The sequence below is a fragment of the Hallella absiana genome (assembly GCF_025457485.1).
GTDB classification, from domain to species: Bacteria; Bacteroidota; Bacteroidia; order Bacteroidales; family Bacteroidaceae; genus Prevotella; species Prevotella absiana.
In genome coordinates this window covers 1-14,631 of record NZ_JAMXSP010000018.1, presented here as the reverse complement: position 1 = coordinate 14,631, position 14,631 = coordinate 1, and the positions used below count along the sequence as shown (strand labels likewise).

12 protein-coding genes, 1 other RNA gene and 1 pseudogene are annotated in these 14,631 nt (G+C 48.9%); 7 read left to right on the top strand and 7 right to left on the bottom strand.

All coding sequences use genetic code 11. From position 1 onward, the window contains the following. Window positions 1-12: 12 nt before the first annotated feature. Together NG346_RS09740 and rnpB are read right to left on the bottom strand one after the other, a co-directional pair. Window positions 13-447, bottom strand: a complete 435-nt coding sequence (locus tag NG346_RS09740; RefSeq protein ID WP_262280104.1) for a hypothetical protein — start codon at window positions 445-447, stop codon at window positions 13-15. 116 nt (window positions 448-563) lie between these two features. Then, an RNA gene (gene rnpB, locus NG346_RS09735) (RNase P RNA component class A) lies at window positions 564-955 on the bottom strand. 309 nt (window positions 956-1,264) lie between these two features. Between rnpB and NG346_RS09730 the strand changes: the two genes are divergently transcribed. Beyond that, the gene (locus NG346_RS09730) at window positions 1,265-2,737 is read left to right on the top strand and encodes a Do family serine endopeptidase (RefSeq protein WP_262280103.1); all 1,473 of its coding nucleotides are present in this window, start codon (window positions 1,265-1,267) and stop codon (window positions 2,735-2,737) included. A 325-nt stretch (window positions 2,738-3,062) separates the two neighbouring features. Beyond that, window positions 3,063-3,379 (top strand): annotated as a pseudogene (locus tag NG346_RS09725) (transposase); the annotation flags it as partial. A 140-nt stretch (window positions 3,380-3,519) separates the two neighbouring features. Here the strand turns inward: NG346_RS09725 and NG346_RS09720 are convergent. The 3 genes from NG346_RS09720 to NG346_RS09710 form a co-directional block, all read right to left on the bottom strand. Further along, the gene (locus NG346_RS09720) at window positions 3,520-3,969 is read right to left on the bottom strand and encodes a YhcH/YjgK/YiaL family protein (RefSeq protein ID WP_262280102.1); all 450 of its coding nucleotides are present in this window, start codon (window positions 3,967-3,969) and stop codon (window positions 3,520-3,522) included. A gap of 606 nt (window positions 3,970-4,575) precedes the next feature. After that, window positions 4,576-5,217 carry an HAD family hydrolase gene (locus NG346_RS09715; RefSeq protein WP_262280101.1) on the bottom strand — a complete coding sequence of 214 codons (642 nt, stop codon included), beginning with the start codon at window positions 5,215-5,217 and terminating at the stop codon, window positions 4,576-4,578. Next, a complete protein-coding gene (locus NG346_RS09710) occupies window positions 5,192-5,962 on the bottom strand; it encodes a carbohydrate-binding module family 20 domain-containing protein (RefSeq protein ID WP_262280100.1) in 771 nt (256 codons plus the stop codon). Before NG346_RS09710 ends, NG346_RS09715 begins: the two co-directional genes overlap by 26 nt. Before the next feature lie 158 nt (window positions 5,963-6,120). Between NG346_RS09710 and mltG the strand changes: the two genes are divergently transcribed. From mltG to NG346_RS09690, 4 genes are all read left to right on the top strand, one after another. Continuing rightward, window positions 6,121-7,164: an endolytic transglycosylase MltG gene (gene mltG, locus NG346_RS09705; RefSeq protein WP_262280099.1), complete on the top strand. Its 1,044-nt coding sequence runs from the start codon at window positions 6,121-6,123 to the stop codon at window positions 7,162-7,164. Between the two features lie 341 nt (window positions 7,165-7,505). Continuing rightward, the gene (locus NG346_RS09700; RefSeq protein ID WP_262280098.1) at window positions 7,506-9,227 is read left to right on the top strand and encodes a glutamine--tRNA ligase/YqeY domain fusion protein; all 1,722 of its coding nucleotides are present in this window, start codon (window positions 7,506-7,508) and stop codon (window positions 9,225-9,227) included. A 21-nt stretch (window positions 9,228-9,248) separates the two neighbouring features. Further along, window positions 9,249-10,703, top strand: a complete 1,455-nt coding sequence (locus NG346_RS09695) for a tetratricopeptide repeat protein (protein ID WP_262280097.1) — start codon at window positions 9,249-9,251, stop codon at window positions 10,701-10,703. Window positions 10,704-10,746: 43 nt separating this feature from the next. Then, entirely contained in the window at window positions 10,747-11,388 is a 642-nt protein-coding gene (locus NG346_RS09690; protein ID WP_262280096.1) for a DedA family protein, read from the top strand. Window positions 11,389-11,495: 107 nt separating this feature from the next. On the opposite strand, the gene NG346_RS09685 is transcribed toward NG346_RS09690, so the two are convergent. Together NG346_RS09685 and lepA are read right to left on the bottom strand one after the other, a co-directional pair. Continuing rightward, entirely contained in the window at window positions 11,496-12,092 is a 597-nt protein-coding gene (locus NG346_RS09685) for a Crp/Fnr family transcriptional regulator (protein ID WP_262280095.1), read from the bottom strand. Between the two features lie 72 nt (window positions 12,093-12,164). Then, window positions 12,165-13,946, bottom strand: a complete 1,782-nt coding sequence (gene lepA / locus NG346_RS09680; protein WP_262280094.1) for a translation elongation factor 4 — start codon at window positions 13,944-13,946, stop codon at window positions 12,165-12,167. Window positions 13,947-14,099: 153 nt separating this feature from the next. Between lepA and NG346_RS09675 the strand changes: the two genes are divergently transcribed. After that, the gene (locus NG346_RS09675) at window positions 14,100-14,483 is read left to right on the top strand and encodes a hypothetical protein (RefSeq protein WP_396266807.1); all 384 of its coding nucleotides are present in this window, start codon (window positions 14,100-14,102) and stop codon (window positions 14,481-14,483) included. Window positions 14,484-14,631 lie beyond the last annotated feature (148 nt).

The window sequence follows — 14,631 nt, the reverse complement described above, 5'->3', positions numbered from 1 at the left end:
GGCATCACATACTCACATGGTTTTGTCCATCAAATATTGGTCTACTGCGTCTGCATATTGTGCGTAAGCTTTCTGCTCTCTTCTCAACTGCGACAGTCGATAACGCGTCACCAACATCCGCACTCCTTTGGCCATGAGCGCCAATAACAGTCCAATACCAATACCAACAAACAGCGACTTGTTGCCCCAAGGTAAACTCTCCTCAGGAAAGGCACTCAGTACAAGCACAGGTAATACGGCAATAATCCCATAGACCGTCAGCTGCTGCCGTTGGGTACCCTCACTGTCAAGAATATCCTGATAAGCCGACAGAAAACTGTCCAACTCTTCACGCGCCACGCCATACTGCTCCATCCGGGGAAACGTTTCCTCGTCGCCGTAGTGTTCAATGATTCGAGCGATGCGATGCTCATAATCGTTAAGTATATTAGGCTCTAAATCCTTCATAGATGAGAATCTTTAATTAAGTCGTTGTCTGGAATTTACTGCCTCTACCCAAGGTACTATCCCCAAGTGAGATAACCTTTTTTCCCTCCTTATATTGTATCGCGATAACAAAAAAGTAAGACAGTGCTCTGATAAGCCGGGTTCCGTAACCGCCAGTTCTCAGGAAGAGGCGGCGCTCTGTCATTTATCTAGATAATGAGTCACCCCATCACTCAAGCGTTCTACCCTCTATCGTTGCCATCGAAGTGGCATCGGGCGGACAACCCTGACATGACGATAGTTTACATGAACTTGCAGCCCCCAGACGGCACAGCCCGACGATCACCCGCCGGCTGGTGGTCTCTTACACCACCTTCTCACCCTTACCGCCCACAAGGAGCGGCGGTTATTTTCTTCTGCCTACACCTACTGTTGCCAATAGCTTCTATTTTCGGAAGTGAGGTGTCCTATGCTGCCCGGACTTTCCTCTCGCATCTGTAGCGATGCCAGCGACGAGCCGGAGCACTGCCTTACATCTTGCAAAAGTAATAAATAATCTCCAAACTGCCAACCGGCTGATTAATATTTTGTAAGTTTTTAAAGGAATGTAAAATCAACTTTTATTCTACTTAATAGCAGTTAAGTGCAAAAAAGAATGTGTTAAAGTCAGATAAAGTAATAGGACAAAATGACAGTCATTCATCTTTTGATGCTATATTTGCAAGTGTTTCAACAAAGATTGTCAGTTCTCTGTCAAAGATATGAGGAAACTGATAACAAAGTGAAACAAAGATACAAAGTGGAAATAAAGACCATATAAACATAAACTATAGAAAGAATGAAAAAGTATTCCAGTTATTTGCTCGTAGGACTTTGCACCATGGCACTGACCCTACCCGTCGGCAAGTATGCCAATGCTTCTGCAGCCACCAACAAGGTGGAAGTGGCAGGACAGCCGGTTGATTTGACTTACGCTGCCGAAAAGGCACTGCCTGCCGTCGTCTATATTAAATACGTACAAAACTCCAAGACAAAGACCGTGGAGGTACAGAGTGATCCTTTCTCCGACTTCTTTGATCCCTTCGGATTCTTCGGTAATCCCGGTGGCGGTAATGGCGGCGTACAAAAGCGTCAGATCAGAACTCCCAAGCAGGAGGCTGCCGGATCGGGAGTCATCATCAGCCCCGACGGATATATCGTCACCAACAACCATGTCGTCAATGGTGCTGACGAACTGACCGTTACTCTCGAAGACAACAGAGAGTTCAACGCCCGCATCATCGGCACAGATCCAACCACCGACCTTGCCCTGATCAAGATCGACGGTAAGAATCTGCCTACCCTTCCAATCGGCAACTCCGACAATCTGAAGGTTGGTGAATGGGTCATCGCCGTGGGTAATCCTTTCGGACTCAACAACACGGTGACAGCCGGCATCATCAGCGCCAAAGCCCGCACACTCGGTGCCAATGGCGTTGAGAGTTTCATTCAGACCGATGCCGCCATCAACAAAGGCAACTCGGGTGGCGCTCTTGTCAACACCAAAGGCGAGCTCGTCGGCATCAATGCCATGCTGTTCTCTGAAACCGGCTCCTACGCCGGATATGGTTTTGCCATTCCTACAGCCATCATGACAAAGGTCATTGACGACCTGAAGAAATACGGCACCGTACAGCGTGCTTACCTGGGCATTCAAGGCCAGGATGTGCTCAACTATGTCAACAACCTGAAAGATCAAAACAAGGATGTGCCCGACCTTGGTACCGTAGACGGAGTTTATGTCGCTAAGGTAGAGGACAACAGCGCAGCCTCAGCAGCCGGTATCGAGAAGGGCGATGTCATCGTTGGCGTTGACGGCAAGAATATCACTAAGATGGCTGAACTACAAGAGGTCATCAACAGTAAGCACCCGGGCGACAAGATCACCATCACTTGGCTTCACAACAAGAAGAAGATGAGCAAGACGGTCACCGTCAAAAATATGCAAGGCAATACCAAGGTGATCAAGACCGCCGACTTGGATGTTCTTGGTGCCAAGGTCATCCCTGTCAGTGCTGAGTTGAAGAAGCAATTGGGCATCAGCTATGGTCTACAGGTCAAGGATGTGAAGAACGGCGCCTTCAAAGATGGTGGCATCAGCAATGGCTTCATCATTCTGACCGTCAATGACAAGCCGATGAAGACCATCTCTGATCTTCAGGATGCTGTCAAAGATGCTTCTACCAGCAAGAATCCTGTGCTGTTCATCACTGGTGAATGGCCATCGGGCAAGACAGACTACAAGGCTGTGAATATCGGTACCGACAAATAGTATTCATCATCCAAGCAAAACACTATTTAACTAAAGTTTCCCACCCCTATTTTATGGGCACTCTCGGCTTAAAATGCTTTGTGAGTGCCCATAAATACTGGAAATTAACACTTACTTATTTAGCAAGATTTCCAACGCTTGTTTTTACTGCCTTACAAATGATTGTTCGCTGCGTAGATTTTAATCATTCCCTGCGTAGCGAACGATCTTTTTCTATAGCGTTACAACATTGGGAACATAGCTTCAACCCCACAAGAACATAGCTTCGACCCCACAAGAACATAGCTTCGACCCCGCAAGAATGCAGCTTCAAACCCACTCAATCAAGGGCAACAGGATCATCGAGATCAACCACCGTCTTGCCAAATACAGAAAGCAGGCCGCGGAAAGACTTACTTCGGAAGAAGGAAAAAATATAGGGGAAAAAGATGCATAGAGCCAGAGGCCGTCTTCGGACAGATGAAATACGACATGAACTACAAACGCTTCAGGCACTTCGGTATGGACAAGGTCAAGATGGATTTTGCTTTCTTTGCAATTGCTTTCAACATAAAGAAAATGTGCTCGAAAATCAACAAAAAAGGCAAGGGAAAGCCTTTTGGAGCCGCTAATACGGCCTATTTCTGCCTCATTGCGGTCTGACGACTCTAAGAAACAGCGAAAATGGAATTTTAACTAAAAAGTCGGCCTAATCCTAATTTTACGACTATCATTGTAAAAGAAAAGAGGATGCACCATAAAACTTAATTATGATACACCCTCTTTTTTATCAAGAAAAAAACTTAGTCTATAACCAATAGTTTGAAAACTGCTTTGTGAAGACTTCCCTCGGAGATGCATGGTGCATGACCATCCTGAGGGAAGAATATAGCAAACTCACCAGGCAGCAACTTTACATAGCAACGTGGACGGACATTGGGCACTTTGGCAATATCTTTCTCAATATCGAAGGGAACATTAGGCAGGTCACCGACGGGAATGTAGCCATAAGTCTCGTAGAAGTTCATTGGTACCTGAATGTCTATCATCTTGCGATGATACTCAACGACGGCTTCATCCTTTTGTTTGCCTTGATCGTCTTCTATGTTGACAAACAGTCGGTTAGGAATGATTTCATAATGCCCGTTGGCCATATTTTTCCAGTCATGAGTTTGCATGAATTTCCACACTTCTTCGATAAGCGGATTCAGCGGTGCATACTGCATCAGATTCTCCAAATTGTCTATGATCATGATTGTGTAAGAATTAATGGTTGATGAATTGATTTTGGATTCTTTCTTCAACTACAAAAATACGAAAAAATCTCTTGCTACGATCATCTCTCTTTCATAAAAATCATTAAGCTTACCCTAAACTCTGGTCTTGACAGTTAATTGGACTAAGATTATCATCCGTCGCAGTGTCGCACCGTCGCATTTATAGCTATCGCATATTGGAAAACGAACAAATGTAAACATAATATTCAAAACATACTATCAACGTAAAATATAGATTATCAACAATATAATATCTTTTTACTCTATAGTCTCATTTTCCGCAGATTATCCCACCGCATGTCAGAATCGGCCTTATACGACGGTGCGACAGTGCGACGCTTGGAGCATAGTAGTCTCGTCACGTCAAACAACATGTATGCTTTGGGCATACAATAATTACGCCCCTCACAGACCATGAATATAGAAAAATGATGTTTGCGCTCTGTTGTTAACGGATTTTAACCGCAATAGAACGCAAAGATTTGGATACGGAGAGATTGTGCCGTAACTTTGCACCGAGAATAAAAAACGGCGCAAATCATATACTCATCATATACTCATCATATACTCACCAAGTACTCATCATATTTTCAGGATGTCAGCCGGAGTGGCGGCAAAGGTAGTGGCACCGTGATCGATGAGAAAGGGCTTGTCGCGGAACCCCCACAGGACACTGATGCAGGGCATGCCGCAGTTCTTTGCCGTGTCGATGTCGACGTCGCTGTCACCGATGTAAACTGCTGTGGAGACAGGCTTATGGAGCTGGCGGAGCGCCTCCATCACGGTGTCGGGAGCCGGTTTCTTCTTGATGTCCTCGCGCTCGCCGATGGCCACAGAGACATAGTCGGAGAAGAAGTGACGAACCAGTTGCTGCGTGGCAGCGTAGAACTTGTTGCTGACCACAGCCACAGCCTTACCATTGGCCTGCAGGGTGGCGAGCATCTCCATGATACCGGGATATGGAGCCGTGTGGTCGAGATTGTGGTGGAGGTAGTGCTGGCGGAAGATGGCATAAGCCTCTTCGAAGCGAGGGTTGGCGAGTCCGTCGGGCACAGCGCGCTCCATGAGCTTCTTCACTCCGTTGCCTACAAACATCCTCACGTCCTCAAGTGTACGGACAGGCATATCACAGCTTTGGAGCGCATAGTTGCAGCTTTCCTTTAAGTCCCGTAATGATTCTATCAATGTTCCGTCTAAATCAAATATATAACTCTCGAATTTCATGTGCAATAGTGTTATCCTTGTTGAAAAAATCGTCATGGCAGACGAGTTCGCAATCCGTCCGCAGGTTGCCGCCATACAGGACGAGCTGCTCGCCCCACTCCAGCCGTTTGATCTTCGTCCGTCGGTTCCCGCCCTTCTCCCACTCCACGACATCGTGAGTCTCGTCGCTGACCACCACATACTTATATTCCAACGGCAGTCTGATGGCGTAGGCGTTGATCGAGAGCATCCAGTCGCCGTCACCGATATAATGCATGGGCAGCGGATGCTTCACGTTCCATGCTCCCAGGGGGCCTTCACTTCCGAGCAGAGCTACATGCTGAGAGCTCTTGATATGCGGAGCCGAGACGCGGAACACGATGGAGCGGTCGAAAAAGGGGATGTTTTTGAGATAAGCCAGCGGACGCTTGGTCCATCGAAACAGATAGTGCTGCAGCGAGAGGTCGCGCCACTGGTCTTGGAAGATGTAGTTCTTTGAATCGTCGATGGCGTAGACGCGCGGTACGCCACTCCACTCCTTTCGGATGCATTTGCCGTGATCATCCTCTACCTGATAGTGATATTCCACGTAAGCAATGGGAAAATGCGAGAGCACCATGCTGCTGGTCTCCACCTCCCAAGTGTTGCCATCGTCGGTATGCATAAGCAGGTCGTGGACACGGCGATGCATCTCAGCATTGTAGTAGGTCACGCAGAGATGCATGGACTGCCCGAACGGAGCTCGGTATTCGATTTGAAATGACATCTTCATGTTTGCAAAGATAATCATTTTCGTAATAACACATCACTTTAAGCATAAAATTATTCAAAATAAATTCTTCTCCACGATGTTGTATCTTAAAAGTTTTGCCAATTCAGCGTTTTGCAGTATCTTTGCACCGTCTTTTTAACAGATTAGTTACTATGACAAGAGAATTGAGAAAATACATCCTTCCGGCCGTGGCCTGCTTGGTCGTGCTGTTCGGAATCGGATATTATTATTTCTTCACGTCGTTCACCGGCCAAAGCAGCACCAAGTATGTCTACATCGACCAGGACGACAACTTCGACTCCTTATTAAATAAGGTGGAGCCCATCTCGCAGCGGCATTGCTATCATGCCTTCTGCGCGCTGGCCCGCCACAGCAAGCTCACCACTCATGTGCGTACGGGCCGCTACGCCATCAAGCCGGGTATGGGCGCACTGGTCGTCTTCCGCCATTTCAAAAATGGTATGCAGGAGCCTTTGAGCCTCACAGTGCCCAGCGTCAGAACCATGCAGGACTTGGCAGGAGAGCTCGGAGAGAAACTCATGGTCGACAGCGCCACGCTGGCCAAGGACTTCACCGACGAGGCCTTCTGCAAGCAATACGGCTATGACACAGCCACCATCGCCGCGCTGTTCATCCCCAACACCTATGACATCTACTGGAATATCTCGATCGACGGACTGATGAAACGTATGCAGAAAGAGAACCGCCTCTTCTGGGATGATGACCGCATGGCCAAAGCCAACGCTCTGCGTCTCGACCCGATTCAGGTGACAACGTTGGCCAGCATCGTCGACGAGGAGACCGCCAACAATGGTGAGAAGCCAATGATCGCCGGTATGTACTACAACCGGCTGATGCTGCGCGATGCAAAATATCCCGAGGGTATGCCGCTGCAGGCTGACCCGACGATCAAGTTCGCCTGGAAACAATTCGGACTCAAGCGCATCTACAACAATCTGCTCTCGATCAACAGCCCCTACAACACCTACCGCAATCCCGGACTGCCCCCAGGGCCTATCCGCATCCCGTCGGTGGCCGGTATCGACGCAGTGCTGAACATGAAGCATCACGACTATCTCTATATGTGCGCCAACGAGGACTTCAGCGGCACCCACCGTTTTGCAAGAACCTATGAGGAGCATCTGGCCAACGCCAGGCGCTATGCCGCTGCCCTCAACAGCCGAGGCATCAAATAAGCAGCACATAAAAACATGTCAATAGAAGGCGACTCGCAAGAGCCGTCTTTTTTTATGCTGCCGTAGCAATGATGGGACGAGGAGAATGTGGTAAAAGAACGATGAAAAGGGCAAAAATAAACAATGGCACCCGCTTCACAGCGAGTGCCATCAATCCTCAATAGGTATTAGTCTTTCTCTAAGGTAAAAAGATTGTATTCAGGATAACGAGTGCAAAGTTAATCCTTTTTATTGATATTTGCAAATGTTTTTTTGTTTTTATCTCGATAAATTTTATTTCGAGTAATGAAAATCTATAGAAAATGATTATCTTTGCACCAAGAAAAAGAATCACTGTAAATATGGAAAATAGCAAGACTGAGAACAGCGAAGAGAAGCATAGCTTGAGTTTCGTGGAGCAATTTGTCAAGGAGGATTTGGCCAATGGTAAAAACGGAGGACGCATTCAGACGCGCTTCCCTCCAGAGCCCAACGGCTATCTGCATATCGGACACGCCAAAGCCATCTGCATGGACTTCGGTGTGGCTGAGGAGTTCAATGGTGTCTGCAACCTGCGGTTCGACGACACCAACCCCTCGAAGGAAAATACCGAGTATGTCGAGAACATCCTCAACGACATCAAGTGGCTCGGCTTCCAGTGGGGACATATCTACTATGCCTCGGACTACTTCCAGAAGCTGTGGGATTTCGCCATTTGGATGATCAAGCAGGGCAATGCCTATGTCGACGAGCAGACCGCTGAGCAGATCGCTGAGCAGAAGGGTACGCCGACCACGCCCGGTGTTGCCAGTCCTTATCGCGACCGCCCCGTGGAAGAAAACCTGCGTCTGTTCCAGCAGATGAATACCCCCGAGGCCGTCGAGGGATCTATGGTGCTCAGAGCCAAGCTCGACATGGCTAACCCCAACATGCACTTCCGTGATCCGATCATGTACCGTATCATTCAGATTCCACACCACCGCACCGGTACCAAGTGGCACTGCTATCCAATGTATGACTTTGCTCACGGACAGAGCGACTATTTCGAGGGTGTCACCCACTCCATCTGTACGCTGGAGTTTGTGCCCCACCGCCCACTCTACGACAAGTTCATTGACTTCCTCAAAGAGTACGACGGCACTGCAGCCAAGGGACTCAACGACTTCCGCCCGCGGCAGATCGAGTTCAACCGACTCAACCTCACCTATACCGTGATGTCGAAGCGCAAGCTCCACACCCTTGTCGACGAGCATCTCGTCAACGGCTGGGACGATCCCCGTATGCCGACACTCTGTGGTATGCGCCGTCGTGGCTATTCACCGGAGTCGGTCAAGAACTTCATCAAGTCGATCGGCTACACCAAGTTCGACGCTCTCAACGACATGGCTCTCCTGGAGGCTGCCGTTCGTGAGGATCTCAACAAGCGTGCCACACGTGTCTCGGCTGTCCTTGACCCCGTGAAGCTGGTCATCACCAACTATCCCGAAGGTCAGAGCGAGGAGATGGAGGCTGTCAACAATCCCGAGGACGAGCAGTCCGGCACACACACCATCACCTTCACCCGCAACCTGTGGATCGAGCGTGGAGACTTCATGGAGGATGCTCCGAAGAAGTTCTTCCGCATGACACCGGGCAAAGAGGTGAGACTGAAGAATGCCTACATCGTGATGTGCACCGGATGCAAGAAAGACGCTGACGGCAACATCATCGAGATCGAGGCCACGTATGATCCCGACAGCAAGAGCGGTATGCCGGGTGCCAACCGCAAGGTCAAGGGCACGCTTCACTGGGTGAGCGCTGACCATTGTGTCAAGGCTGAGGTCAGAGAGTATGACCGACTCTTCAGCGTGGAGAATCCATCCGCCGATGAGCGCGACTTCCATGAGCTGCTGAATCCCAACTCTCTGCACGTTCACGACAACTGCTATGTCGAGGACTTCGCCGCCAAGATGAAGCCGGGACAGTATCTCCAGTTCCAGCGCATCGGATACTTCATGGCTGACCCCGACGGCACTGAGGCTGCACCGGTCTACAACAAGACTGTGGGACTCAAGGATACATGGGCCAAGCAGAGTAAGAAATAACCAAAGAAGGAAAATACACGATTGAGCGATAATTTCTATCGAAGCAAAGAGTTCAAGGAGATGCTCCAACAGTATGAGGCTGTCCGCAGCAAGGGCAGCTTCCCCTTCATGGACGCAGACGACTTGACCGATATTGCTGAATATTATTTTTATCACGGAAGGACGCAAGAGTCTTTGGAGACAATCGATAAAACCATCGATATGTTTCCGGGATCCTTGCATCCTTTAGCTTTCCGCGCCCGCTATGCCATTCTTGTCAACGGCAATGCGCAGGAAGCTTTTGCCTATGCCCATCAGATCAACGACAAGGGAGACCTGGACTATTTCTACACCATCGCAGAGATACTCATCGCTGACGGAAAAGTGACTGAAGCTGAAAAATATTTGGAGGAAAAGGAGGCTGAGGTCGACGAAGACGATCTTGAGGACTACTATCTCGATGTCGCCACGCTCTTTGCCGACTATTCCTGCATTAAGCAGACCAAATACTGGCTGAGTAAAAGCTCCGACACCGATTCGAGAGACTATAAAGAGTTGCAGGGGCGCATTGCCATGGAGCAAGGCGACTTCCGGCGCAGCGAGCACATCTTCAACCATCTGATCGATGAGGATCCCTATGCCAACGGCTATTGGAACCAACTCGCCTCCTTGCAGTTTGCCCAGCACCATCTGCAAGCCAGCATCGAGAGCAGCGACTTCTCACTGGCCATCGACCCTGATGACTTTGACGCTGTGCTCAACAAAGCCAACGGACTCGTGCAGCTGGGCAACTACGACGAAGCGCTGAAATACTATCAGCGTTTCAAGACTTTGCAGCCACAAAATGAAGCCGGTGACATGGGTATGGCCACGGTCTACATGGCACAGAACGACCGCAAGAAAGCGATTGAAGCCCTTAGCAAGGCTGAGCAGCTGTGCCCGCCGCAGAGCATCAACCGCATAGAAATCCTACGCCAGAAATTCAACCTGCTCTCCAGCGAAGGTAAATATGCCGAGGCGCTGCAATGCCTTGAAAAGATCAAAGCCAACCAAGGAGCCACTCAAGCCGAACTGGATGTCATGCGCGGCTTTCTCTTTCTGAAACAAAACCAGGTGAGTGTTGCCATGCGGTGCTTCGGTCAGGCACAGTCTTCTGCCGGTGACAACCTCGACCAAGTCACCATGCTTGTGGCCTACGCTGCCTATGAGTGCGGATACATCCGCTATGCCCGTGAGCAATATCTCAAGATTGTGGGCCATGTCGACAAAGGATCGTGGTCGGGCGGTTGGGCGTTTATCACCCTGTGCGACCATGAGCTTGGTGACCGCCAGGCTTTTCTTGCTGATCTGAAACGAACCGTGGAGCTTGATCCCGAGGCTGCTACCTCGTTTCTCGCTACGATGTTTCCGCAGGAGTTGAGTGCTGCTGACTATTACGCTTATGCGCTACAGCATCCACGGATGGGCGCAGTGCCGTATGAAGAGCTGAAGGATTGAATGAAATAACGATTGACAAATACATAACGCAAGAAACACCATTATGAATTTTTTATCTTCGCTTCTTGGAAACCTCAACTATGGGACGGTTTTCCTGCTGATGTTGCTTGAGAGTACAGTCATCCCGGTACCATCTGAGTTGGTGGTTGCTCCCGCGGCCTACCACTCTGCCGCCGGTAATCTCGACATTTGGCTGGTCATTCTCTTTGCGACATTAGGAGCTGACTGCGGTGCTACGATCAACTATCTGGCAGGCTACTATCTCGGCCGCCCTATCATCTATCGCTTCGCCAACAGCCGTTGGGGCCACTTCTGTATGCTGAATCAGAAAAAGGTGGAGAAGAGTGAGAACTATTTCAATGATCATGGCATGGTGGCAACTATCACCGGCCGACTCATTCCCGGCATCCGCCATCTCATCTCAATCCCTGCCGGGCTCTCCAAAATGACGTTTTGGAAATTCCTACTCTACACAACGTTAGGTGCCGGTTGCTGGAATTGTATCCTCGCTGCGCTCGGATGGTATCTCCACACGATGGTTCCGGAAGAGATGCTCAACGATAAGATCATGGAATACGGCGAATACATCAAAGTGGTCATCTGCTCCCTTGCTGCCATAGCCCTCCTCTATTTCCTCGCAAAGAGTCTGATCAAGCGGAGGAAGAAAATCGAAACAGAAGATTAGCCTACCACAGTTATGTAGTTACACAAGATAGATACAAAAAGCCATGAATGACACACCATATTATATATATGAGTCATTCATGGCTTTTTCTATAGTTCATAAATTATTTATCCGTCACCTTTCTGAGCTCTGACACGGCTGAGCGTCTCCGGTGTCATCTGCAGATAACTGGCGATATACACCAACGGTGCACGCAACACCACCTGAGGCTTCAGCTTGCAAAGCTTCTGATAGCGGCTCTGAGCTGACTCAAAGCGCACCAAGTCGGCATGAATCTGCGAGATGATCAAGCTCTCTTCCAAAATCTTACGGTAGAGAATCTGAATGTTGACATTGTGAAGGGCCACCTGCTCCAGTCTGCGCTTCGGCAGACAATAGATCATGCAAGGCTCCAAAGCTTCCACTTGCAGATGTGTGGGCTCTTCACGGAACAGACTCTCAATGCACATGAAGATCTCGCCATCCGAACCGATGTGCTCCGTCAGCTCTTTATCGTTTTTGAAATAGAACTGACGGACCAGTCCACGATCGATATAGCTGATGTCCTCGCAAGTCTCTCCTTCGCGAAGAATCATCTCTCCTTTAGCGTATTTCTTTGGCACGATGATGCTCTCCAAGATATCGAGCTCATCGTGCGTCATCGTACTGTATTTTCTTGCCAACTCACGGGCAATATCCCGCGTTGTGTTATGATAATCTTTCATTTCTATTCCTCCTCTATTATTTTCTTAAACATAGGAGCATTTCCTCTCTTAGACAATTTTTCTCTCACTTCTCTAATCCAACTTCAGCACAGCCAGGAAAGCCTTCTGTGGTACCTGCACGTTACCAATCTGTTTCATGCGCTTCTTGCCTTTCTTCTGCTTCTCCAAGAGCTTACGCTTGCGGCTGACATCACCACCATAGCACTTGGCGAGGACATCTTTTCTGACTTGTTTCACCGTCTCGCGCGCTACGATCTTTGCACCGATGGCAGCTTGGATCGCAATATCGAACTGCTGACGTGGGATCAAGTCCTTGAGCTTCTCGCACATCCTACGGCCCAAGGTCACGGCATTGTCCTGATGGGTCAGCGTGGAGAGTGCGTCAACAGGCTCGCCATTAAGCAGTATGTCGAGCTTGGCCAACTTCGATGGACGATAGGAGTCGATGTGATAGTCAAACGACGCATAGCCTTTGGAGATTGACTTCAACTTATCGTAGAAGTCGATGACAATCTCACCCAACGGCAGCATAAAATGCAGTTCCACGCGGTTGCCCGAGACGTATTGCTGGTCGAGCAACTCACCACGCTTGTCGAGACAGAGCCGCATGATTGGACCGATATATTCGGCCGACGTGATGATGCTTGCCCGGATATAAGGCTCCTCAATGTGGTCGATGAGCGTCGGATCCGGGAGTCCGCTGGGGTTGTGCACCTCCATCGCGTGACCCTGCTTGTCGTAGACCATATACGAGACGTTGGGCACCGTGGTGATCACCTCCATGTTGAATTCTCGATCGAGTCTCTCCTGCACGATTTCCATGTGGAGCAAGCCGAGGAAGCCACAGCGGAAGCCAAAGCCCAAAGCCTGAGAAGACTCTGGCATAAATGTCAATGCGGCATCGTTGAGCTGCAGCTTCTCAAGCGACGTTCTGAGATTCTCATATTCATTGGGGTCAATCGGATAAACACCGGCAAACACCATCGGCTTCACCTCTTGGAATCCCTCAATAGCCTTGTCGCAGGGCTCATCGACGTGGGTGATGGTTTCACCGACCTTTACTTCGGTAGCGTTTTTGATGCCCGAGATGATATAGCCGACCTCACCCGTTGAGAGTTGCTTGCGTGGCTCCATGTCCATCTTGAGCACACCCACTTCGTCAGCGGTATATTCCATTCCCGTCTGAACGAATTTCAGTTTATCTCCGGTGCGGATTACGCCATTCTCTACTTTGCAGAGCACGATGATGCCACGGAAAGAGTTGAAGATCGAGTCAAAGATCAGAGCCTGCAAAGGCTTTGTCTTGTCGCCTTTAGGTGACGGGATTCGCTCAACCACAGCATCGAGAATGTCGGGAACACCTTCGCCCGTCTTACCGCTTGCACGGATGATCTCGGAGGGATCGCAACCAATCAGGTCCACAATCTCATCCTCCACCTCATCGGGCATAGCGTTGGGCATGTCGATCTTGTTGATGACCGGGATAATCTCCAAGTCATGGTCAATGGCCATATAAAGATTGGAAATCGTCTGAGCCTGTACGCCCTGAGTAGCGTCCACCACCAAGAGGGCGCCCTCGCAAGCAGCGATACTGCGCGATACCTCATAGCTGAAGTCCACGTGTCCCGGAGTATCGATGAGATTGAGTATATAATTTTCACCGTTGTGCTTGTATTCCATCTGTATGGCATGGCTCTTGATGGTGATGCCACGCTCTCTTTCCAAATCCATGTCGTCAAGCATCTGGTTCTCGGTGATTTTAATCGTATTGGTGTATTCCAGCATACGATCAGCAAGCGTTGATTTGCCGTGATCAATGTGTGCGATGATGCAGAAATTCCTTATATGTTCCATCTTCTTCTTTATCTTTTACGCAAAGTTACGAAAAACTAAGCAAATTTGGGTGGCTATCTATCATTATTTTTATTAACTTTGCACAAAAAAGGAATTTCACACTATATGAAGAAGATTGGTTTTAGGTTTTTAGCTCCACTGTTATCAGCAAGCTTGATGTTAACCGCTTGCCATCATCAGACATTGGAGGATCGTGCAGAGAAAGAATGCAAGGACTACACTGCCCAGTACTGTCCAACCCCTTATCAGGGCAATACGCGCACGGACAGCATCGGTTTCAACCGCATCACACGCACTTTCAATTATTACTATCTTGTCAATGGCAAACTCGATGACGCAAGAATCTTTACCGCGCGCCACGACACACTTCGCACGATCCTACTCAGCGGACTGAAGGAGGATACCCGCAACAAGGCTTTCAAGGACAAGGGCTACTCTTTCCACTATGTCTTCCGTTCGGCCTCAACAAAGAAAGTGCTGCTCGATGTCGTATTCCATAAGAAAGACTACGCTACGATCAAGAAGGTAAAGAAATAAGTCTTTGGCAGGAAATTTATAAACGGAACCCGTTGGCGGAATTAATTTAAGTTGATAAATATGAGTAAAAAGTTGCACATATCGCTGATTTTTAGTAACTTAGTGGTGTTCAAAACATTAAGTCCAAACCATCGTATGTACAACCTTT